The sequence below is a fragment of the Kitasatospora sp. NPDC059646 genome (genome assembly GCF_042734615.1).
In the GTDB taxonomy this organism is placed as follows: domain Bacteria; phylum Actinomycetota; class Actinomycetes; order Streptomycetales; family Streptomycetaceae; genus Kitasatospora.
This window is the reverse complement of the sequence record NZ_JBHWDS010000069.1, coordinates 18,448-39,157: the sequence shown is the minus strand read 5'-3', so window position 1 is coordinate 39,157 and position 20,710 is coordinate 18,448. Positions and strand designations below refer to the sequence as shown.

At 74.6% G+C, this 20,710-nt stretch carries 20 protein-coding genes; 10 read left to right on the top strand and 10 right to left on the bottom strand.

Annotation, left to right across the window (positions count from 1 at the left end; all coding sequences use genetic code 11):
• The first annotated feature begins 342 nt into the window (after positions 1-342).
• The 7 genes from ACFV1L_RS32950 (at position 343) to ACFV1L_RS32920 (ending at position 7,573) form a co-directional block, all read left to right on the top strand.
• Complete coding sequence (locus ACFV1L_RS32950) at positions 343-2,070, top strand: carbohydrate-binding module family 20 domain-containing protein (protein WP_380373092.1); 1,728 nt, start codon at positions 343-345, stop codon at positions 2,068-2,070.
• 260 nt (positions 2,071-2,330) lie between these two features.
• Positions 2,331-3,356 (top strand): alpha/beta hydrolase, encoded by a 1,026-nt coding sequence (locus ACFV1L_RS32945; protein WP_380373090.1) that lies wholly within the window; start codon positions 2,331-2,333, stop codon positions 3,354-3,356.
• Positions 3,357-3,549: 193 nt separating this feature from the next.
• Positions 3,550-4,278 carry a hemerythrin domain-containing protein gene (locus tag ACFV1L_RS32940; RefSeq protein WP_380373087.1) on the top strand — a complete coding sequence of 243 codons (729 nt, stop codon included), beginning with the start codon at positions 3,550-3,552 and terminating at the stop codon, positions 4,276-4,278.
• Between the two features lie 105 nt (positions 4,279-4,383).
• The gene (locus ACFV1L_RS32935; protein ID WP_380373084.1) at positions 4,384-5,010 is read left to right on the top strand and encodes a TetR family transcriptional regulator; all 627 of its coding nucleotides are present in this window, start codon (positions 4,384-4,386) and stop codon (positions 5,008-5,010) included.
• Between the two features lie 65 nt (positions 5,011-5,075).
• The gene (locus ACFV1L_RS32930) at positions 5,076-5,831 is read left to right on the top strand and encodes an SDR family NAD(P)-dependent oxidoreductase (RefSeq protein WP_380373082.1); all 756 of its coding nucleotides are present in this window, start codon (positions 5,076-5,078) and stop codon (positions 5,829-5,831) included.
• A 42-nt stretch (positions 5,832-5,873) separates the two neighbouring features.
• Positions 5,874-6,914, top strand: a complete 1,041-nt coding sequence (locus ACFV1L_RS32925) for an NAD(P)-dependent alcohol dehydrogenase (protein WP_380373080.1) — start codon at positions 5,874-5,876, stop codon at positions 6,912-6,914.
• Positions 6,915-7,027: 113 nt separating this feature from the next.
• Positions 7,028-7,573, top strand: coding sequence for a DUF1697 domain-containing protein (locus ACFV1L_RS32920; RefSeq protein WP_380373078.1), 546 nt, complete (start codon positions 7,028-7,030; stop codon positions 7,571-7,573).
• A gap of 7 nt (positions 7,574-7,580) precedes the next feature.
• Here the strand turns inward: ACFV1L_RS32920 and ACFV1L_RS32915 are convergent, their stop codons facing one another.
• From ACFV1L_RS32915 to ACFV1L_RS32900, 4 genes are all read right to left on the bottom strand, one after another.
• Entirely contained in the window at positions 7,581-8,531 is a 951-nt protein-coding gene (locus ACFV1L_RS32915) for a DUF1152 domain-containing protein (RefSeq protein WP_380373075.1), read from the bottom strand.
• A 44-nt stretch (positions 8,532-8,575) separates the two neighbouring features.
• Positions 8,576-9,535 carry a DUF1152 domain-containing protein gene (locus ACFV1L_RS32910; protein ID WP_380373073.1) on the bottom strand — a complete coding sequence of 320 codons (960 nt, stop codon included), beginning with the start codon at positions 9,533-9,535 and terminating at the stop codon, positions 8,576-8,578.
• 25 nt (positions 9,536-9,560) lie between these two features.
• On the bottom strand, positions 9,561-10,409 hold the full coding sequence (locus tag ACFV1L_RS32905; protein WP_380373070.1) for a siderophore-interacting protein: 849 nt from the start codon (positions 10,407-10,409) through the stop codon (positions 9,561-9,563).
• A gap of 90 nt (positions 10,410-10,499) precedes the next feature.
• A complete protein-coding gene (locus tag ACFV1L_RS32900) occupies positions 10,500-10,859 on the bottom strand; it encodes an arsenate reductase family protein (protein WP_380373069.1) in 360 nt (119 codons plus the stop codon).
• 115 nt (positions 10,860-10,974) lie between these two features.
• Between ACFV1L_RS32900 and ACFV1L_RS32895 the strand changes: the two genes are divergently transcribed.
• Complete coding sequence (locus tag ACFV1L_RS32895) at positions 10,975-12,192, top strand: cytochrome P450 (RefSeq protein WP_380373067.1); 1,218 nt, start codon at positions 10,975-10,977, stop codon at positions 12,190-12,192.
• 218 nt (positions 12,193-12,410) lie between these two features.
• Entirely contained in the window at positions 12,411-13,565 is a 1,155-nt protein-coding gene (locus ACFV1L_RS32890) for a PP2C family protein-serine/threonine phosphatase (protein WP_380373064.1), read from the top strand.
• Positions 13,566-13,587: 22 nt separating this feature from the next.
• Here the strand turns inward: ACFV1L_RS32890 and ACFV1L_RS32885 are convergent, their stop codons facing one another.
• From ACFV1L_RS32885 to ACFV1L_RS32860, 6 genes are all read right to left on the bottom strand, one after another.
• On the bottom strand, positions 13,588-14,496 hold the full coding sequence (locus ACFV1L_RS32885) for a transporter substrate-binding domain-containing protein (RefSeq protein WP_380373062.1): 909 nt from the start codon (positions 14,494-14,496) through the stop codon (positions 13,588-13,590).
• Between the two features lie 279 nt (positions 14,497-14,775).
• Complete coding sequence (locus ACFV1L_RS32880) at positions 14,776-15,342, bottom strand: hypothetical protein (protein ID WP_380373060.1); 567 nt, start codon at positions 15,340-15,342, stop codon at positions 14,776-14,778.
• A gap of 43 nt (positions 15,343-15,385) precedes the next feature.
• Complete coding sequence (locus ACFV1L_RS32875; protein WP_380373057.1) at positions 15,386-15,895, bottom strand: hypothetical protein; 510 nt, start codon at positions 15,893-15,895, stop codon at positions 15,386-15,388.
• Positions 15,892-17,655, bottom strand: coding sequence for an alpha/beta hydrolase (locus ACFV1L_RS32870; RefSeq protein WP_380373054.1), 1,764 nt, complete (start codon positions 17,653-17,655; stop codon positions 15,892-15,894). Before ACFV1L_RS32870 ends, ACFV1L_RS32875 begins: the two co-directional genes overlap by 4 nt.
• 2 nt (positions 17,656-17,657) lie before the next feature.
• Positions 17,658-17,948, bottom strand: coding sequence for a hypothetical protein (locus tag ACFV1L_RS32865; protein WP_380373052.1), 291 nt, complete (start codon positions 17,946-17,948; stop codon positions 17,658-17,660).
• A gap of 256 nt (positions 17,949-18,204) precedes the next feature.
• On the bottom strand, positions 18,205-19,791 hold the full coding sequence (locus ACFV1L_RS32860) for an MFS transporter (protein WP_380373050.1): 1,587 nt from the start codon (positions 19,789-19,791) through the stop codon (positions 18,205-18,207).
• A gap of 136 nt (positions 19,792-19,927) precedes the next feature.
• On the opposite strand from ACFV1L_RS32860, the gene ACFV1L_RS32855 reads away from it, so the two are divergent.
• Complete coding sequence (locus tag ACFV1L_RS32855; RefSeq protein ID WP_380373048.1) at positions 19,928-20,629, top strand: TetR/AcrR family transcriptional regulator; 702 nt, start codon at positions 19,928-19,930, stop codon at positions 20,627-20,629.
• The last annotated feature ends 81 nt before the right edge of the window (positions 20,630-20,710 follow it).

Below are 20,710 nucleotides of genomic sequence, written 5' to 3'. Positions count from 1 at the left end.
GGGCTGCGTTTTTTTTTTATACCCCCGGGGGTGGGGCCTGCCCCCCCCCCCGCGGGCGGCGCCGCGCCCGCCTTTGTCCCCCGGGGGGGCGGGGCCCCGGCGCTGCCGTTTTCCCGGGCCGCGAACGGGCCCGCAGGCTCCCTTGACGGCCGTCCGGGCTGACCCTAAGGTCATGGCCACTGCAAGTTTCCAGCAAGTTTCAGAAGTCTTGCAGTGGCTTTCAGCAGCGATCCCCCACGTCGTACGGACGGCGCCGACCCCCCGCCGTCGCGGCCCCCCACCCTGCCGCCTCCCGTCCCGCGACCTGCGTCCGCGGACCGGGCTTCCCCCAGGAGTGCTCCCTTGCCCACCCCCGCCCCCAGCCGCAGGAAGCGCGCCGTCGCCGCCTGCACCGCCCTCGCCGCGCTCGGCCTCACGGCCGGCGCCGGACTCGCGCTGGCCCCCACCGCGGCCGCCGCCCCGCCGAGCAGCAAGGACGTCACCGCCACCCTGTTCGAGTGGAAGTTCGACTCGGTGGCCAAGGCGTGCACCGACACCCTCGGCCCCAAGGGCTACGGCTTCGTCGAGGTCTCCCCGCCCCAGGAGCACATCCAGGGCTCCCAGTGGTGGACCTCCTACCAGCCCGTCAGCTACAAGATCGCCGGCCGGCTCGGCGACCGCACCTCGTTCAAGAACATGGTCGCCACCTGCCACGCGGCCGGCGTCAAGGTGCTCGCCGACTCGGTGGTCAACCACATGAGCGCGGGCAGCGGCACCGGCACCGGCGGCACGGTCTACACCAAGTACAACTACCCGGGCTTCTACCAGGACCAGGACTTCCACGGCTGCCGCAGCCCGATCAGCAACTACAACGACCGCTCCAACGTCCAGAACTGCGAACTGGTCGGCCTGGCGGACCTCGACACCGGTTCCGCGTACGTCCAGCAGACCATCGCCAACTACCTGAGCGACCTGCTCTCGCTCGGTGTGGACGGCTTCCGGATCGACGCCGCCAAGCACGTGGCCGCCGGCGACCTGGCCGCGATCAAGGCGAGGACGAGCAACCCCAACGCCTACTGGGTGCAGGAGGTCATCTACGGCGCGGGCGAGCCCATCCAGCCCTCCGAGTACACCGGCAACGGCGACGTGGACGAGTTCCGCTCCGGGACGTGGCTGAAGAGCGCCTTCAACGGCGGGAGAACAGCCGACCTGCAGAGCTGGGGCAGCGGCCTGCTGCCCTCCTCCCAGGCCCGCACCTTCGTCGACAACTGGGACACCGAGCGCAACGGCTCCACCCTCACCTACAAGGACGGCTCCACCTACACGCTGGCCAACGTCTTCATGCTGGCCAACCCCTACGGCTCGCCGAACGTGTACTCCGGCTACGCGTTCAGCAGCAACGACGACGGCCCGCCCAACGGCGGCGCCGTCACCGCCTGCTACCAGAACGGCTGGAACTGCGTCCACGCCTGGCGGCAGGTCGCCAACATGGTCGGCTTCCGCAACGCCGTGGCCGGCACCGGCATGACCAACTGGTGGTCCAACGGCAACAACGCGATCGCGTTCGGCCGCGGCGCCAAGGGCTACGTGGCGATCAACCGGGAGACCTCGGCGATCACCCAGACCTTCCAGACCTCGCTGCCCGCCGGCACCTACTGCGACGTCCAGCACGGCGACCCGGTGAGCGGCGGCTGCTCCGGCCCGACCTACGCGGTCGGCTCCGACGGGAAGTTCACCGCCACCGTCGGCGCCGGCGACGCCGTCGCGCTGTACGTCGGCGCCACCGCCCCGGCCACCGCCTCCGGCGCGTCCTTCGCGGTCAACGCCACCACGGTGTACGGCCAGAACATCTTCGTGGTCGGCGACGCGGCCGGGCTCGGCGGCTGGGACACCGCCAAGGCGCTGCCGCTGTCCTCCGCCGCCTACCCGGTGTGGAAGCTCGACGTGGCGCTGCCCGCCGGCACCGCGATCCAGTACAAGTACATCCGCAAGGACGCCTCCGGCGCCGTCACCTGGGAGAGCGGCGCCAACCGCACCGCCACCGTCCCGTCCAGCGGCAAGGTCGCGCTGAACGACACCTGGCGCAACTGACGCCGCATCGGCGGCGACGGGCGGCCCCCGCCGACCGGCCGGGGGCCGCCCCCGCCGGTCGGCGGGTTGTTCACCCCTTCGCAACCGGGCCCGGGGGCAGCACGTCATAGGATCTCGGACGGCCCGCCCGCCGCACACCCGTGCGGCCGCGGCCGTCCACCGGGAGCGCCCGCCACCAGCGCGCGGCGGACCCGGCCACAGCCCAATGACCAGGGCCCTCCCGGCTGCCGGGGTCGGCCCCCGCCCGGAGAGACCGATCCGTGCTGCCGCAGCCCCGCCCCGCCGTACGACGCCTGCTGACCGCCGCCGCCCTGCTCGCCCTCGCCGCCCCGCTCACGGCCTGCGGCAGCACCGGGGGAGGCTCCGGCGACGCCAAGGCGGCGATCTCCGCCGACCGCCCGTCGGCGTCCGCCGCGCAGAGCAGCAGCGCCCCGCCGAAGCCGTCCAAGGTGCTGATGCCGACCGGCCCGGCCGCGCAGCTGTCCAAGGTCCGCGACACCGGTGCCGGGCCGATCATGATGACCACCCTGACCGGTGCCAAGTCCGGCGTCACCGGCAAGGTCTGGGTGTGGCTGCCGCCGCAGTACAACGACCCGAAGTACGCGAAGACCGGCTTCCCGGTGCTGACCCTGTACGCGGGCGGGCAGAGCGCCGGCTACAACACCTGGACCGACAACCAGCTGCCGATCCAGGAGATCGACCAGCAGATGGCCGCCGAGGGCAAGGCCCACCCGTTCATCATGATCATGCCGGTGCAGAACCTGGACTCCAACGAGTCCAAGGCCCTGGAGTGCGCCGACATCCCCGGCCAGCCGAAGATCGGCACCTGGATGTCCCAGGACATCCCCGACTTCGTCCGCGCCAACTTCCGCACCGTCAAGGGCCGCGACGGCTGGGCCGTGATGGGCGCCTCCACCGGCGCGTTCTGCAGCGCCAAGCTCGCCCTGCAGCACCCCGACGTGTTCAAGGCCGCGGTGCCGATCGACGGCTACTGGAACCCCGACTCGCCGCTCTGGAAGGGCCACGAGCAGGAGCGCCAGGCCAACAGCCCCGACCTGCTGATCGGCGCCGGCACCGCCGACGTGCGGATGCTGGCCACCGCGGGCGGCGCCAACCCGTACGAGACCAAGCTGGTCAAGGCCTGGGTCGCCAAGGCCAAGGCCCCCACCACCGTCGAGTACTACGAGCAGCCCGGCGGCAAGCACCTCACCTCGGACTTCAAGAAGATGATCCCGCACACGCTGGAGTGGCTGACCGCCAACACCGCCGGACCGGAATCCGACTGACGGACCGTCGGAGTCCTTCCGGAAACCGCCCACGAGCGCTCCGAAACCGCCCTGACCTGCACATCAATCGGTCGTTCATTCGCCCCTGATGCACTGCTCCCACCCTGGAACCCGTGGACCGGAGAACTGGACCGGGGCGCCGCAACCGCGGCTCCCCGCTCCGGCCAGCCCCGCCAGTCGTGAAGAGAGCGCCATGTCCCGCCACCTGCTGCCCGTCGGCCCGACGACCGCCACCGCCCCGCGCGAGGAGATCCCCGCCGCGCCGGTGGCCGAGCTCCTCCCGTTCGCCGGGCTGCGCCTGGTGCACGCCGCCGTCCGGCGCGACCTCGCCCGGATCCCGCAGGCGCTGCGGCTGCTCCAGCCCGACGACCACGAGAGCGCGCTCGCCCTCAAGCGGCACTGGGACTTCGTCACCGCGATGGTCACCTGCCACCACGAGCAGCAGGACACCCGGCTGTGGCCGCTGCTGCGCCGCTTCGCGCCCGAACTGCGGCTGCTGCTCAACTGGCTGGAGTCCGACCACCACAACCTCGACCAGTGCTTCACCCGCACCACCACCCTGGTCGGCATCGCCACCCGCGACCCCGCCAGCTCCTGGCCGGTCTCGTACGCCGTCGAGGAGCTCGCCGCCCGGGTCGAGACCCACCTGCGGATCGAGGAGCGCCAGCTGCTGCCCCGGATGTCCGGCGTCTTCCAGCCCGGCTCCCGGATCGGCACCCTGCCCGAGCTGCTCGACCTGCTGCGCCACGCCGACGGCCCGGCCCCGTCCGACGCCCTGGTCTGGCTGCTGGAAGGCGTCGACCCGGCGCAGATCGACCGCCTGCTGGCCGACTGCGACGACGAGACCGCCCGCCACTGGCCGCACTGGCGCGACACCTACGCCCGCTGCACCGACCGCCTCTGGGGCCCGTCCGGCCAGTGACCCCGTGCGGGGATCCGTCCGGGGCGTGAGCAGCGCGACCCGGACCCGGGTGTCCCGGCGGGACTCGTGTCCCGCCGGGACATTTCCGGGAGTAGGGTGGTGCGCATGAGCACCGACCAGCAGCAGCCGCCGGTCCCGCTCGGCCGGCGCGACCGCAAGGCCCGCCGGACCCGCGAGGCGATGGCCGACGCCGCGCTGCGCCTCACCCTGGAACGCGGCCTGGCCGCCCTGGCCGTCGAGCACGTCACCGACGCCGCCGACGTCTCCCGGCGCACCTTCAGCCGGTACTTCCCGTCCCGGGAGGATGCCGTCCTCGACTGCCTGCGCGCCGACTTCGCCCGGATCAACGAGGCCCTCGCCGCCCGGCCCGCCGCCGAGCCGCCGTTCACCGCGTACCGGGCCGCCGTCACCGCCTGGCTGCACGACGGCGACCACCCGGCCTGGCACCGCCGGCCCGGCATGCGCGACCTGTTCGCGCTGATCGACGAGGAGCCCGCGCTGACCGCCGCCTACCGGCGGATCGCCGTCGCCGAGGAGGAGCGGTCGATCCGGCTGGTCGCCGACCGGCTCGGCCTGCACCCCGAGACCGACCTGCGCCCCGCCGTCGCCGTCGGCCTCGGCGTCGCCGCCCTGCACGCCGCCACCCGCACCTGGGTGCGCGACCCCGCGGGCGACCTGCCCGCGCTGATCGACCGGGCCTTCGACCTGGTCGCCGCCGAACCCGCGCGCTGACCGACCGTCGGCGCCGCCCGCACCACCCGCGCCCACCCCCGGCGCGGCGTACGAAAGGACCACCCATGACCACCCAGGAGTTCACCGGCCGCACCGCCCTCGTCACCGGCGGGGCCTCCGGCATCGGCCTGGCCGTCGCCACCCTGCTCGCCGGGCGCGGCGCCGCCGTCGCCGTCGCCGACTACAACCTGGACGGCGCCCGGGAGGCCGCCGACGCGCTCCGGGCGACCGGCGCGAACGCGCTCGCCGTGCAGGTCGACGTCACCGACCCGGCGTCCGTCGAGGCCGCCGTCCGCGCCACCGTGCAGGGCCTCGGCCCACTGTCGCTGGCCGTCAACAACGCCGGCATCGGCGGCGCCGTCGCCCCGACCGGCGAGTACGACCCGCAGGCCTGGCGGCGGGTGCTCGCCACCAACCTCGACGGAGTCTTCTACTCGATGCGCTACGAACTGCCGGAGATCCTCGCGGCGGGCGGCGGCGCGATCGTCAACATGGCCTCGATCCTCGGCACCAACGGCTTCGCCGGCTCGCCCGCGTACGTCGCCGCCAAGCACGGCGTGGTCGGCCTGACCAAGACGACCGCGCTGGAGTACGCCCCGCAGGGCGTCCGGGTCAACGCGGTCGGCCCCGGCTTCATCGACACCCCGCTGCTCAAGGACACCGACCCGGCCGGGCGCGAGCAGCTGATCGCGCTGCACCCCGCCGGACGGCTCGGCCGCGCCGAGGAGGTCGCCGAGCTGACCGCGTTCCTGCTCTCCGACCGGGCCTCGTTCGTCACCGGCAGCTACCACCTGGTCGACGGCGGCTACTCCGCCCGCTGACCTTCCGTCAGGGGGGTTCCGCGCGAAGGAGCGTGTTCGAGCATGAAGGCAGTCCAGTACCGCACCGTCGGCGGCCACCCCGAGGTGGTCACCGTCCCCGACCCCGAACCCGGCCCCGGGCAGGTCCTGCTGAAGGTCGCCGCCGCCGGTGTCTGCCACTCCGACATCGCCGTGATGAGCTGGTCCGCGGAGCAGCTGCCGTTCCCGCTGCCGCTCACCCTCGGCCACGAGGGCGTCGGCACGGTCGCCGCGCTCGGCGCCGGCGTCACCGGCTTCACCGAGGGCGAGTCGGTCGCCGTGTACGGCCCGTGGGGCTGCGGCAGTTGCGCCAAGTGCGCCGGGGGCAAGGAGAACTACTGCCTGCGGGCGCGCGAGCTGGGCATCATGCCGCCCGGCCTGGGCGCGCCCGGCGCACTGGCCGAGTACCTGCTGGTCGACGACGCCCGGCACCTGGTGCCGCTCGGCGACCTCGACCCGGTGCGGGCCGTGCCGCTCACCGACGCCGGGCTGACGCCCTATCACGCGATCAAGCGCTCGCTGCCGAAGCTGGTCCCCGGCTCGACGGCGGTCGTGATCGGCACCGGCGGCCTCGGGCACGTCGCCATCCAGCTGCTGCGGGCGATGACCGCCGCCCGGGTGGTCGCCCTGGACATCAGCGAGGAGAAGCTCGAACTCGCCCGCGCGGTCGGCGCGCACGAGGCGGTGCGGTCGGACGGCGCGGCCGCCGGCAAGGTCCGCGAACTGACCGCCGGGCTCGGCGCGCAGGCCGTGTTCGACTTCGTCGGCGCGCCGCCCACCACCGCGCTGGCCGGACAGCTGGTGGCCGTCGAGGGCGACGTCACCATCGTCGGCATCGGCGGCGGCACGCTGGCGGTCGGCTTCGGTGTGCTGCCCTACGAGGTCTCGGTCAGCTCCCCGTACTGGGGCAGCCGGTCCGAGCTCATCGAGGTGCTCGACCTGGCCCGGGCCGGGGTGATCGACGTGCACGTCGAGACGTACGGCATCGACGAGGCCCCGGTCGCCTACGAGCGGCTGCACGCCGGGAAGATCAACGGCCGCGCGGTGGTCCTGCCGAACGGCTGACGGCCGACCCCGGCGTCGCGGGCCCGGACGCGCCGACCGGGCCCGGACGCGGGGCGCAGGCCGGGCCGCCGACGGTGCGCGGGATTGTCGGCGGCCCGGCCTACACTCCGCGCATGGAGACCTACATCGCCTTCCTGCGGGCGGTCAACGTCGGCGGCCGCACCGTGAAGATGGACCGGCTGCGGGAGCTGTTCACCGGCCTCGGGCTGGACGGCGTGCGGACGTACATCCAGAGCGGGAACGTGTTCTTCCGCAGCGCGGAGACCGACCGGGCGGCGCTGACGGCGCGGATCGAGGCGGGCCTCGCGGAGGGCCTGGGGTACCCGGTGCCGGTGATGCTGCGGACGGTCGAGGAGGTCGAGGCGCTGGTCGCGCTGGACCCGTTCGCGGGGGTGGAGGTCACCGAGGACGACCGGCTGTGCGTGCTGTTCCTCTCCGAGCCGCTGCCGCCGGAGGTCGCCCTGCCGGCGGCCTCGCCGAAGGGCGACTGGGAGATGATCGGCGCGACCGCCGACGCGGCGTTCGTGGTGATGCACCTGCGGGGCGGCCGGATGACCGGCAACCCGGCCACCGCCTTCCCCAAGTCCTACCGGGGCCAGGCGACTTCGCGGTTCTTACACACCACTGCGAAGATCGCCGCCGCGGCCCGCAAGGCCTGACGGCCGTTCAGTGCGGGTAGGCCCGGGCGGGGCGCAGCCGGGGCAGTTCCTCGCGGAAGTCGGCGATGACGGAGGCGATCTGCCGGGTCTGCACGGTGCCCTCCAGCCGGTCCAGGTAGAGGTTGCGGGCGGCGAGCGCCTCGACGGTGACGCCGAAGTACAGCGTCATCAGCGGGTTGACGAACAGGTCGCTTCCGGGCGCCCGCTCGACGTCGCCGAACTCGCCGCGCAGCGCCGCCGCGACCGAGCCGTGCACGATGCTGGGCCGCTCGGGAGCGGCCGCCCGGGCCTGCTCGACGGCGTCCAGGTAGTGGGCGGCCTCGGGGGAGTCGGCGGGGAGGGAGAACGCGCCGAGGTAGCCGCCGTCGCGCTGAAGGGCGGCCAGGTTCTCCAGCACCAGGGAGTGGCTGACGCCGTGGTGGGCGTCCACGCCGAATCCCAGGCAGGCGACCAGCCGTTGCGGGACGGACCGGAGCCCGGCGACGGCGGCGAGCGAGGCCATGTCCTCCTCGGGGGTGCCGAGTCCGGCCTCGTCGCCGCGCAGCAGGATGTCGGTGCCGCCGTCGACCAGCAGGATCGCGTCGATGCCGAGCCGGCGCACCAGCGTGCGGTACGCGGCGCGCAGCGGCTTCACCCCGGCGGAGGCGAACGCCCAGACGGTGTCCGGCTGTCGGTGGTCGCGCAGCCAGCGGGCCAGGGAGCGTTCGGGGAACCCGGGCTCGGCGGAGCGGGTGTCGGGGGTGATCCGGGCCAGCTGCGGGCCCTCCCAGGCGGCGGCGTCCAGGCCGTAGTGGTGGGTGAACGCCAGGTTCGCCAGGTGCACTTCGCGGCCGGCGGCGCGCAGCGCGAGGGCGATCGGCAGCCCGGCGTACACGTCGTGGCCGCCGCCGGCGCCGGCGATCAGGATCCGCTCGGCGGCCAGCAGGCGGGTGAGCAGCGGGGGTGGGAGCAGGGTCACCGGGCGGACGGTAACAGGGGGAGCGCGGTGCGGCAGCGGCTTTTTCAGTGCGGGTAGGCCCGCGGCGGGCGCTGGTGCGGGAGGGAGTCCTGGAAGGCGGCGATCGCGGTGGCGACCTGGCGCATCAGGACGGTGTGCTCCAGCCGGTCCAGGTAGAGGTTGCGGGCGGCGAGGGCTTCGACGGTGACGCCGAAGTACAGGGTCATCAGCGGGTTGATGAACAGGGCGCTGTTGCCGGTGCGTTCGGTGAAGCGGACGTCGCCGAACTCGCCGCGCAGCGCGGCGGCGATCGAGCCGTGCACGATGCTGGGGTGCTCGGGGCACTCGTCGCGGGCGTGCGCCACCGCGTCCAGGTAGTGGGCGGCCTCGGGGGAGTCGGCGGGGAGGGAGAACGCGCCGAGGTAGCCGCCGTCGCGCTGCAGGGCGGCCAGGTTCTCCAGCACCAGGGAGTGGTTGACGCCGTGGTAGGCGTCGATGCCGAAGCCGAGGCAGGCGACCAGCCGGGTGGGGACGTCGGTGAGGCCGGCGACGGCGGCGAGCGAGGCCATGTCCTCCTCGGGGGTGCCGAGTCCGGCCTCGTCGCCGCGCAGCAGGATGTCGGTGCCGCCGTCGACCAGCAGGATCGCGTCGATGCCGAACTCCTCGACCAGGGCCCGGTAGGCGGCGCGCAGCGGCTGGACGCCGGTCGACGGGAACGCCCAGACGGTGTCCGGCTGTCGGTGGTCGCGCAGCCAGCGGGCCAGCGAGCGCTCGGGGAAGTAGGCGTCGGCGCTGCGCACGTCCGGGGTGACGCGGGCCAGGTCGGGGGCCCGCCAGACGTCCGGGTCGAGGCCGTACAGGTTGCTGAACGAGGAGTTCGCCAGGTGCACTTCGCGGCCGGCGGCGCGCAGCGCGAGGGCGATCGGCAGCCCCGCGTACACGTCGAAGCCGCCGCCCGCGCCGGCGATCAGGATCCGCTCGGCGGCCAGCAGGCGGGTGAGCAGCGGGGGTGGGAACAGGGTCACCGGGCGGACGGTACCAGGCGGTCGCTCAGCCCCCGTACCGCGCGAGCAGTTCGCGGGCGTCGGCGAGGTCCTCGGCGGTCGGCGCGTCGTCCTGGGTCAGTCGGAGGCGCCAGTAGCCGGTGAAGTGGACGTGCTCGCGGGCGAGGTGGCGCTCGGTCAGCAGGTGGCGGCGCAGGGCCCGGACGGTGCCGGCCTCGCCGGCCAGCCAGGCGCGGGCGAGGTCGGCGGGCAGGTCGGCGGCGCGGACCGCGGCGAGCAGCCGGGTGCCGGGGGCGGCGTCGCCGCGGTCCACCCAGTGGGCGGTCAACTCGCCGAATCCCAGCAGGGGTTGGCGCTCCTCCGGGCCGGCGGTCTCGATCCAGGCGTGGGCCCGGACGCCGGCCGGCAGGGCCTCCACCAGGGTGCCGAGGGCGGGCAGCGCGGACTCGTCGCAGGCGAACAGCAGCGGCCGGTCGCCGTCCAGCGGGAACGGGCGGGCGAACTCGGGGGAGGGGCCGAACATGGCGAGCTCCTGCCCGGGCCGGGCGCGGGCCGCCCAGTCGGCGGCGGGCCCGTCGCCGTGCAGCACGAAGTCGACGTCCACGGTGTGCAGTTCGGCGTCGTGGGCGCGGACCGTGAAGGACCGCATCCACGGGCGGCGGTGCTCCGGGACGGCGTGGCAGGCCCGGTACCAGTCCATCAGGTCCTGCCCGGGGGCGGCCGCGGGCAGGTCGGGCCGGTCCTGGCCGGGGCGCGGGAAGTACAGCTTGACCTGCTGGTCGGGCCCGGCGAGGGCGAACTCGCCCGGCGGCAGCGCGAAGCTCACCCGCGCGGTGCGCGGGGTGGGGCGGCGGACGGCGGTGACGGTCAGCTGACGGATCGGCAGGTCGGGCACGGCGGGGCTCCCGTCGGGTCGGAGGTTCCGGCCCAGCCTGCCGCGGTCCGCTCACAGCTCGCTGTCAGCCGGCTGTCACCGCCGGGGCCGTCAGTGCGAGAGCACGTCCTTCACCGCGTCCGGGGTGCGGCCGATCACCGTGTAGCCGTCGTCGGCGGTGATGATCGGGCGCTGGATCAGCGCCGGGTGGGCGGCCATCGCCGCCACCCAGCGGGCCCGGTCGGCGTCCTCGCGGCCCCAGGACCGCAGCCCCAGCTCCTTGGCGACCGGCTCGTCCAGCCGGGCCACGTCCCACGGCTCCAGGCCCAGGCGGCCCAGCACCTCGGTCAGCTCGGCGGCCGTCGGCGGCTCGTCCAGGTAGCGGCGCACCGTGTACTCCACGCCCGCCGCGTCGAGTTCGCTCTGCGCGGTACGGCACTTGCTGCACCGCGGATTGATCCAGATCTCCATGGCCGGCCAGCCTACCGACGCCCCGGCCGGCCGGCCGCCCGCGGGGAACCCGGGCGCGCCGCCCGCCCGTTGGCGAAGCGGAGAGGCGGAGCGACCGCAGACGGGAAGGCCGGACATGGACACCGAGACGATCGTCAGCCAGCTGCTGGGCCCGGAGGGCCGCCGCGACCCGTACCCGCTGTACGAGCAGCTGCGGGCGCTCGGGCCCGCGGTGCGGACCGACGAGTACATGGTGATGGTCACCGGCTACGAGGAGGCCAACGAGGTCCTGCGCACGCCCGGCTTCGGGGTCCTCGATCCGGAGCTGAGCGCCCAGTTCCTGGCCGACTACGCCGACCACCCGGGCAAGACCCTGCTCGGCCACTCGATCCTGGAGCGCAACGCGCCCGACCACGGCCGGATGCGCTCGCTGATCGCCTCGGTGTTCACCCCGCGCCGGGTCGCCCTCCTCGCGCCCGCCGTCACCGCCGCCGTCGACGCCCTGCTGGACGAGCTCGCCGCGCACGGCGACCGGCCGGTGGACTTCCTCGACGCCTTCGCGTTCCGGCTGCCGATCGGCGTGATCTGCGAACTGCTCGGCGTCCCCGACGAGGACCGGCACCTGTTCCGCCCGCTGGCCGCCGACCTCACCGCCACCCTGGAGGTGCTGGTCGAGGACGACGAACTCGTCGCCGCCGACCGCGCCGCCGAGGAACTCGCCCGCTACTTCGCCGACCTGACCGCCCGTCGGCGCGCCGACCCGAAGGACGACCTGGTCAGCGCCCTGGTGGCGACCGCCGACGCCGACCCGCGGCGGCTGTCCGACACCGAGCTGCTGGCCAACCTGGCGCTGCTGCTGATCGCCGGCTTCGAGACCACCGGCAACCTGCTCGGCAACGCCCTCGCCCTGCTCCTCGGACGGCCCGACACCGCCGCGCAGCTCCGCGACGGCGCCCTCGACCCGGCCGCCCTGGTCGACGAGGTGCTGCGCCACGACTCCCCGGTGCAGCTCACCTCGCGGGTCGCGCTGGCCGACGACCTCGCCGTCGGCGGCCGGCCCGTGCCGCGCTTCACCGGCGTCCTGCTGCTGCTCGGCGCCGCCAACCGCGACCCGCGGCGCTTCCCCGACCCCGGGCGCTTCGACCCGGCCCGCCGCGACGGCCAGCCGCTCAGCTTCGGCGGCGGCCCGCACTACTGCCTCGGCGCCCAGCTCGCCCGGCTGGAGGCCGCCACCGCGCTGCCCGCCCTGCTGCGCCGCTTCCCCGGCCTGGCGTCCGCCGGGCCGGCGGTCCGCCGCGAGCGGCTGGTGCTGCGCGGTTACCGCACCCTGCCCGTCCTCCTGAACGCCGGCTGAACGGTCTCCGGGAGGGCGCCGCGGCGCGGGTGCGCGGCGGCTGACGGTCCGTCGGGCGAGGGAGGGTGACGCACACCACGGCAAATGGTTGAAATATGATCGAATCGGGCCCAATGGCCCAAGTCGTCGGGACCTTGGCAAGGGGTGGTCCCGACCCGTGGCACGGGACGATGGAGGGGAACCGCACCCGCATCCGGGCGCCCGCCGAGGAGGTCAGCATGCCCGCGCCCACCGTGAGTCCCGTCCGGGCCGCCCCCGGCGGGGAGCCGCGCCCCCAGCACGGCCGGGAGGCCACCGCCCGCTGGGAGGCGGCGATGGCGGAGGCGCTGCGCACCCCGCTGTGGGCGCGGCTGCTGCCGGTCCTGCTGCTGGTCGCCGACCTGGCGCTGGAGGAGTCCGTCCCGCGGTCGGTGGCGGCGGGCTTCCTGCTGACCGTGCTGCCGGTGGTCGTGGCGTTCAGCGTCGGCCCTGCTGTGGTGGCCGGCGCCACCGTCCTCACCGTGGGCCTGCAGGCGCTGCTCGCCCTGCGGTCCGGGCACCTGTACGAGCAGCACCACCTGTGGACGTACCTGGCCACCGCGCTGTCCGGGGTGATGGGCGCGGGGCTCTCCACCCAGCGGCGCCGGCAGGCCCGCGCCCTGGTCCGGATGCGGGCCGTCGTCGACACCCTCCAGCACACCGTGCTGCACCCCGTCCCCGCCCGGGCCGGGGGCCTGCGCGCGGCCGGGCTGTACCGGCCCGCCGAGGCCGACGTCGGCATCGGCGGCGACCTGTACGACGTGTCCGAGACCCGGCACGGCACCCGGATCCTGCTGGGCGACGTGCGCGGCAAGGGCCTGGAGGCGGTGCGCACCGTCGCCGACGTGATCGGCGCGTTCCGGATCGCCGCCCACGAGACCGCCGACCTCGGCGAACTCGCCGCCCAACTCGACCGGCAGGTGCGGCGCGCGGCCGAGCAGCGCGGCGACGGCGAGCTGTTCGTCACCGCCGTCCTGCTCCAGCACGACCCGGAGACCGGCCGGCTCGACCTGGTCAACCGCGGCCACCTGGCCCCGCTGGTGGTCGGGCCCGGAACGGTCGCCGCCGTCCGCTGCCCCGAGGACCTCCCGCTCGGCCTCGGCCACCTCGCGGCCGGCCCGGCCGCCCCGCCCACCGCCGTGCCGCTGCCGCCCGGGCACAGCCTGCTGCTGCACACCGACGGCGTCACCGAGGCCCGCGACCGCGACGGCGCGTTCTACCCGCTGGCCGCCCGGCTGGGCACCCTGCCGATCACCGACCCGGACACCCTGGTCGCCTTCCTCGACCAGGACGTCCGCCGGCACGCCGGCGTCCTCGGCGACGACCTCGCGGTGCTGGCCCTCCGCGCGGCCTGACCCCGGGCCGCCCCTGCCGGGATCAGGTCGAGCCGTTGATCACCGAGTTCTGGATCGCCCCGACCGCCAGGTTGTGGTCGGACAGCACCTGGTCGTAGGTGCCGTCGGTGATCAGCCGGTTCATCGCCCGCATCAGCACGTCGCGCAGCGCCGCGTCCTCCTTGCGCAGCGCGATGCCGAACGGCCGGGGCTGGATCTGCGGGCCGCCGATCTGGAACGCGTCGCCGTTGTCGACGGTCTGCGCCGCGTACTGGGCCTTCGGGTAGTCGGTGATGAACGCGTCCGCCTGCCCCTTCAGCTTCTCCAGCGCGGCGGTGTCGGTGTCGGTCTCCACCAGCTTCAGCTGCTTCCCCTGGTGGTCGCAGACCTTGGTCTGGCGCTGCACCAGGTCGTCGTGGGTGGTGCCCTTCTTGACCACCACGGTGTGCCCGCACAGGTGGTCGATGTCGGTGATGCCCTGCGGGTTGCCCTTGTCGACGGCGATGCCGATGCCCGCCATGAAGTAGTCGACGAAGTCCACGCCCGGACCGGTCGGCTTGCCGTCCTTGTCCAGGCCCTCCTCGCGCTCGCGGGTGTCGGTGATGCCGGACATCGCTATGTCGTACTGACGTTTCATCAGGCCGGGCAGCACGTTCGCGAACGCCCCGGCGTCCTGGAACTCCAGCCGGATGCCGAGCACCTCGCCGAGCTTCTCCGCCAGGTGCGGGTCCAGCCCGTCCGGCTCGTTGCGGTCGTTGCGGTACACCACCGGCGCGGCGGTGAACGAGGCGCCCACCCGCAGCACCCCGGCCTTGCGCACCGCCTCCGGCAGCAGCGCGTGCAGGTCCACCTTCTTGTCGTGGGAGCCGCCGGTGCCGCAGCCGCCGAGCAGCAGTGCCCCACCGATGACGGCGACGAGCGCGGTGCGCCCCCGCCGGGTCGTGTGTGCCATGGTCGTCGTCTCTCCCCGTGGTCAACGGCGGAACACACGACGGCCCGAGGACACCGGACGGTATGGCGGCATGGCGGAAGGCGGCATGGCAATACCGAGGGAACCCCCTCGGCCGGCCGCCGTTCCGGCTAGATCATGGGCGACTATAGCCAGCATGACCACGCCACCCCAGGCCCCCCGGGCAAATGCCGCGCACATCACCCGTGCTGACGCCCGATCAGCCCCGTTCCGGCCCGGTTCGTCCAGGTCAGGGGCGCGGTCCCGGGTGCCCGGACGGGGTCAGGACCAGGCCGGGTCCTCGAACCGGGGCACGGTGTCCGGGCCGCCGCCCGGGGCGGTGGGCAGCGGGGACGGCGCCGGTCCGAACGGCTCGGTGGCGCCCGGGTCCTTCACCCGTGCGGTGGCGGCCACCGTCACGTTGCCGGGTACGCCGATGCTGACCGTCACCCCGGCCCCGTCCGGCGTCCGCGCGCCCGCCTCGAACGCCGAGTTCTCGGTCAGCGTCCAGCCGCGGCCGGTCCAGTACGCCTTGACCTGCTCCAGCAGCCGGGGCCGGTTGGCGTCGGAGACCTTGGTCAGCACGTAGCGGCGCAGCGTCAACTGCGCGGTGCCGTCGTTGTCCCGGCGCGCGTTCTCGTGCGGCACCGACCGGAACGCGTCGTCGGCGAACCGCACCGCCGGGGTCAGCGCCGAGGTGGTGCCGTCCACCAGTTCCTGCAGCTGCCCCCGGGCGCGGTCGGCCGGCGGCGGGGCCGCCGCGCCCGCCGTCCCGCCGGACGAGCCGCAGCCCGCCAGCAGGGACCCCAGCACCAGCGCCGCCACGGCGCCCGCCACCCGCAGTCTCATCCGAAGTCCCTCTTCCGCCGCCACCGACCCCGCCGCCCCCGACCTACACCGACCAGAACGGGTCGTGCCGGCGCGGCATGGTGTCCATCACGCCGTCCGGCCCCAGCGGGACCGTGCTGTCGCCGCCGAACGGGTACGAGGTGCCGCTCGGCGGCACGTCCTGCACCCGTGCCAGCAGTGTCGCATTCCCCGGGATGCCGATCCTCAACTCCAGCGTCCCGAGCGGCGATTCGGCCCGCAGCACGGGCAGCACCGGATCGTCCTCGCCGCTCACCTGCCAGCCGCGCGCCCGCCAGGCCCGGCCCAGCTGGGCGAGCAGCTCCGGGTAGCGGTCGGCGGAGAGCCGGGTCATCAGGTAGCGCCGCTTCTCCAGGTGCGCGGTGCCGTCCGGCTCCCGGGTGTAGGCGTGCTCGTGCTCCACCTCGACGTACGGGCCGTCCGCCCAGTCGGCCGGCGGGTTCAGCGCCGCCGGGGCGGAGTCCAGCAGCTCGTCCACCGCCGCCTTCGCGGCCAGCAGTTCGGCCGAGGGGTGGGGTGCCGCGAAGTCGTTCATCGCCGGTCCTGTCCGATCACCCGGTCGCCGTGACCGGAGACGATCATGCCCATGTTGCGCAGCGAGTGGCCGTCCCGGCCGTCGCCCTGATTCCAGTAGTCCGAGTGCGACTGGAAGCCCATCGGGCCGTCCGCCACGTCGAAGCGGCGCGCGCCGAACTCGGAGCTCGCCGGGTCCTGTCCGAACCACAGCTCGTGCGGGTCGTCGTGCCCGGCGATCTTGTCGCCGATGAAGCCGCCGAGCGCCGCGCCCGGCAGGCCGCCGATCAGGCCGCCGATGCCGGCGCCGATGCCTATGCCCTTCGCCTCGGCGTGGCTCGGCAGGTGCGACACCGGGTCGTGCTCGGCCGCGCCCACCCACACGTGCGAGGAGTCCACGCCGAGCTGCGAGGCCCGCTGCGCGCCGGTTCCGGGGGAGCCCACCAGGATGATGTCGTCCGCCGGAATGCCGCCCGGGCGTTGCGCGGCCTGCCCGACCGTGAACGAGCCGTAGCTGTGGCCGAGCGCCGTCAGGTGGGCCGGCTGGCCCTCGTGGGTGGCGCGCAGGCCCTGCAGGAAGCCCTGGTAGGCCTCGCCGCCCTGCTTGGCCCGCTCGTCGCCGGCCACCGCGAGCGCGTCGGGGCTGATGCCCTTGGCCTGCGGGGTGTCGTAGCCCAGCCAGGCGATCGAGGCGGTGGAGCGGCTCGGGTCGGTGTCGTGCGCGGACTGCCACAGGTCGCGGGCCCGGTTGGCGTCACCGGCGCCCATGTTCTTGACCTCGGTGTTCAGGCCGGGCACGTACGCCACCACGTCGTCCGCGGTGTCCGGGTTGCCGTAGGCGATCGCGGCCCGGCCCTGGCCCTGGTCGCCGATCACCATCAGGTACGCGGGCGGCTGCTTGCCCTGGTCGTCCTGCAGCCGGTCGTGGATCGCGCGGAAGCCCTCCAGCTTCTTCTTGTCCCACTCCGACGGGTTCTGACGGGACGACAGGTCGGTGATCAGCTGGTCGAGGTGGATCCGGTTGGCCTGGTCGCGGGCCGGCGTCGGGATGCCGTTGCGGTTGCCGATGTCGGCCGGGTACTCGTTGATCAGGCGCTGCTGCTCGTCGGCCGGCAGCGACTTCCACCAGGAGTTCACCTCGGTCGGCGAGGCGTCCTGGCCGGGCATGCCCGCACGGACCAGGTCCTCGCTGCCGCCGAACGGGTTGAGCGCGCCGAGGACCGCGCTGTTCAGGCGCATCGCGGCGGTGCCGGGGTCGAGGCCGGCGCCGGTGCGGGCGTCGGTGGTGTACTGGCGCAGCCGCTCGGCCGTGACCTGGTCGGCGTGCGCGGCCTCGGTCAGCGCGTCACCGATCCGGTCGCGCAGTTCGGTGCCCTGCCGGGTGCGGTCCGGCGCGTCCGGGTCGTGGCGTTCGGCGGCGCTGGGCGGCGGCCAGGAGATGCCGCCGTCGTCGGAGACCTGGAAGCCGCCGGCCTGCGCGTCGTTCAGCGCCGCCCGCAGCTTCGCCTGGGCCAGCACGAACGCCTCCGCGCCCTCCCGCAGGACGGGCGCGATCCGGGCCAACTCCATCTGTGCGGCGGTGAGTTTGCCGGTGGTCCGGCTGAGCGACTGGCGGGCGCGCTCGGCCGCGTCGCCGCTCCAGCCGGAGGACTGCACCCGGCCGTCGACGCCGTCGCGCCACGTCCCGGCGTGGTCGGCGAAGGAGGCGGCGAGCGCCGCGTAGGCGTCGGCGGCGCCGAACAGGCGGTTCGGGTCGGCGTCGCGGAGCGTGGGGATGTCCACGGTCACCGCCCGGCGGGCGCGGCCATGCCGCTGCCCGCGTCCTGCTCGGCGCGGCGGTAGTTCGCCGCGGTCTGCCGCAGGTTGTCGCCCTGCTGGTCCATCTCCGCGGACAGCCGGTCCAGGATCGACTTCCACTCGGTGGTGCAGGCGTCCAGCTCACTGCCCGTCAGCCAGCCGCGCAGGCCGCCCTCGGCGTCGTCGGACGCGCCCAGCACCCGCGAGGTCTCGCCCGGCACCCGCTCGGCGACACTCCCCGCGGTCTGCCCCGCCGCATCCAGCTCGTCCGGCGCCACCCGGAATCCGCCGCCACTTCCGCCTGGGCCCACGTCGCGCACGCCATCCCCCAACACCGGTGTCGGTCCGACCACTTGAGCGGGTCATGCTAGCGAATGCCGGTCGTCGAACCAGCCCCGTTCACCACATCCCCGCGCAATCCTCGTTGTGCTGCCCGTCACCCTACTTGGTGTTCCCTTTGGCGCCGCTTTACCGGAACGGGTGAACCCGGGATGACGATGGCCCGTCACCCCGGGTGTTCCGCACCGCCGTTGCTCAGGCGGTTCCGGCCGGTTCGACGGCCGCTTCGACGGCCGGCTCGACGGCCGCCGCGGCCGCCGGCGCGGGCCGGCGGGCCGCCGACCGGTGCAGCAGCACGGCGACCAGCACGGCGGTGCCGGCCAGGGCGGCGGATCCGCAGCGCAGGGCGAGGTGCAGGGCGTCGACGAAGGCGGTGTCGACGGCGGCCCGGACGGGCGCGGGGGTCGGCGCCGCGGCGGGGCCGGCGCCGTGGCCGGTGAGCGCGGAGACCGCGTGCGGCACCTGGTCGGTGGGCAGCCCGAGGCCGCGCAGGGCGGTGGTGAGGGAGCCGGTCAGCCGGTCGGTGAGGACGGCGCCGAGGACGGCGATGCCGAGCACGCCGCCGAGTTCGCGCAGCGTGTTGATGGTCGCCGAGGCCATTCCGGTCTGCGCCGGCGCGACCCGCTGCAGCACCGCGATCGACACCGGCGTGAACGTCAGGCCCATGCCGAAGCCGAGCACCACCAGCGTCCACACGTAGGACCAGTAGTGCGCGTGCCCGCCGTACAGCGACAGCCCGCCCAGGCCGGCCGCGCACAGCGCGATGCCCAGCACCAGGGGCCGCCGCGGGCCGTGACGGGTGGTCAGCCGGCCGGACAGCGGCGCGGCCAGCATGATCACGGCCGTCATCGGCAGGCCGGCGTACCCGGCGTCGGTGGGCGACCAGCGCATCACGCCCTGGAGCATCAGCGGCAGGAAGAACAGCGCGCCGAACATCCCGAAGCTGACCATCAGCCCGCTCAGCAGCGCCCCGGCGAGCACCCGGTCGCGGAACAGCCGCAGCTCCAGCATCGGTTCCGCCGCCCGCAGTTCGACCAGGACGAAGACGGCGAGCAGCACCGCGGCCGCCGCCCCGCAGGCCAGCACCGCCGGGGAGGTCCAGCCCCGGCCGGGGCCCTCGATCAGGCCGTACACCAGCGCGCCGAGCCCGGCGGCGGACAGCCCGAGGCCGGGCAGGTCGATCCGCCGCTCGCGCGGCGCGATCACCGGCAGCACCCGGTACGCCAGGAACAGGCCGAGCAGCCCGACCGGCACGTTGATCCAGAACACGCTGGCCCAGCCGAACGCGTCCACCATCGGGCCGCCGATCACCGGCCCGATCGACAGGCCGAGCGCGGAGACCCCCGACCACAGCCCGATCGCCCGGGCGCGCTCCTTCTCGTCGGTGAACACCTGCCGCAGGATCGCCAGGCTGCCCGGCGTCAGCAGCGCCGCGCCGACGCCCTGCAGCATCCGCGCCGCGACCAGCACCCCGATGTCGCCGGCCAGCGCGGCGGCCGCCGAACCGGCGGTGAACAGGGCCAGTCCCAGCCGGAACACCCGGGTCCGGCCGAACCGGTCGCCGAGCGTGCCGCCGGTGAGCAGCAGCGCCGCGTACACCAGGCTGTACCCCTCGGCGACCCACTGGAGGCCGCTGATGCCCGCGTCCAGGTCCCGGCCGATCCGGGGCAGGGCGATGTTGACGATGACGTTGTCCAGCATCGCCATGAACATCGTGACGCAGAGCGTGCCGAGCGCCTGCCACTTGCGGCGTGCCTCGCGCGCGCCGACCGAGCCTTCCACCGAACCGTCCCCCTCCGGGCGTGCCGACCGGCCCCTAACGGCGTTAGGGGCTGCTGGAGCCCCCAAGAATGGCCCTAACAGTGTTAGATTGCAAGCGCGATCCACCGCCCGACCACCCACCCACGAGGAACCCGACATGGCCGAGCCCACCCCCGCGGTCACCCGCCAGAGCCTGGCCGCCGCCGCCCTGCGCGTCCTCGAACGCGACGGCCTGGCCGGCCTGTCCATGCGCAAGGTGGCCGCCGAGGTCGGCGTCCGGGCCGCCTCGCTGTACTGGCACGTCCGCAACAAGGAGGAACTGCTCGACCTGCTCAACGACGCGCTGCTCGCCGACGCCGAGATCCCGCCCCGGCAGGGCAGTTGGCGCGACCAGTTCCTCGAGTACGGCCGCCGCCACCGCGCCCTGCTGCTCGCCAGGCGCGACGCCGCGAAGGTCGTCGCCGGCCGCCTCGCCCCCGGCCCGCACATCCTCGCCGTCCTGGAGGACCAGCTCGACCGCCTGCGCGCCGCCGGATTCGGCGACGCCGACGCCGCGATGGCCTCCTACCTGCTCTCCGCGTACGTCCAGGGCTTCGTGCTCCAGGAGCAGTCCCCGCTGTCCGCCGCCGAGGCGGCCGGCGCGAGCCGCGGCGAAGCGGCCCGCGCCGCCGGCGAGACCTTCCGCGCCCTCCCCGCCGAGCGCTACCCGAACCTGGTCGCCCTCGCCGACGACCTCACCGACCCCGACATGAACACCCGCTTCGAGTTCGGCCTGCACCGCCTCGCGGACGGCCTCGCGGCGCTCCTGCCGCAGGGCGGGGCCGACCGGGCGCCCGACGCAGTGGACACCCGGCCGTGAGAGCCCGTCCGGGCGCACGTCACCGTGCCCCCGCCGCGGCCCCGCCCCCGGGCGCCGTCCGCTCCGCGCGGTTCGCCGCGC

Bases quoted from the DNA above. Each gene is read 5' to 3' on its own strand.
- ACFV1L_RS32940 (WP_380373087.1), top strand. From the start codon at position 3,550: ATGTCCCGCCACCTGCTGCCCGTCGGCCCGACGACCGCCACCGCCCCG.
- ACFV1L_RS32935 (WP_380373084.1), top strand. From the start codon at position 4,384: ATGAGCACCGACCAGCAGCAGCCGCCGGTCCCGCTCGGCCGGCGCGAC.
- ACFV1L_RS32930 (WP_380373082.1), top strand. From the start codon at position 5,076: ATGACCACCCAGGAGTTCACCGGCCGCACCGCCCTCGTCACCGGCGGG.
- ACFV1L_RS32925 (WP_380373080.1), top strand. From the start codon at position 5,874: ATGAAGGCAGTCCAGTACCGCACCGTCGGCGGCCACCCCGAGGTGGTC.
- ACFV1L_RS32920 (WP_380373078.1), top strand. From the start codon at position 7,028: ATGGAGACCTACATCGCCTTCCTGCGGGCGGTCAACGTCGGCGGCCGC.
- ACFV1L_RS32900 (WP_380373069.1), bottom strand. From the start codon at position 10,859: ATGGAGATCTGGATCAATCCGCGGTGCAGCAAGTGCCGTACCGCGCAG.
- ACFV1L_RS32895 (WP_380373067.1), top strand. From the start codon at position 10,975: ATGGACACCGAGACGATCGTCAGCCAGCTGCTGGGCCCGGAGGGCCGC.
- ACFV1L_RS32890 (WP_380373064.1), top strand. From the start codon at position 12,411: ATGCCCGCGCCCACCGTGAGTCCCGTCCGGGCCGCCCCCGGCGGGGAG.
- ACFV1L_RS32885 (WP_380373062.1), bottom strand. From the start codon at position 14,496: ATGGCACACACGACCCGGCGGGGGCGCACCGCGCTCGTCGCCGTCATC.
- ACFV1L_RS32880 (WP_380373060.1), bottom strand. From the start codon at position 15,342: ATGAGACTGCGGGTGGCGGGCGCCGTGGCGGCGCTGGTGCTGGGGTCC.
- ACFV1L_RS32875 (WP_380373057.1), bottom strand. From the start codon at position 15,895: ATGAACGACTTCGCGGCACCCCACCCCTCGGCCGAACTGCTGGCCGCG.
- ACFV1L_RS32855 (WP_380373048.1), top strand. From the start codon at position 19,928: ATGGCCGAGCCCACCCCCGCGGTCACCCGCCAGAGCCTGGCCGCCGCC.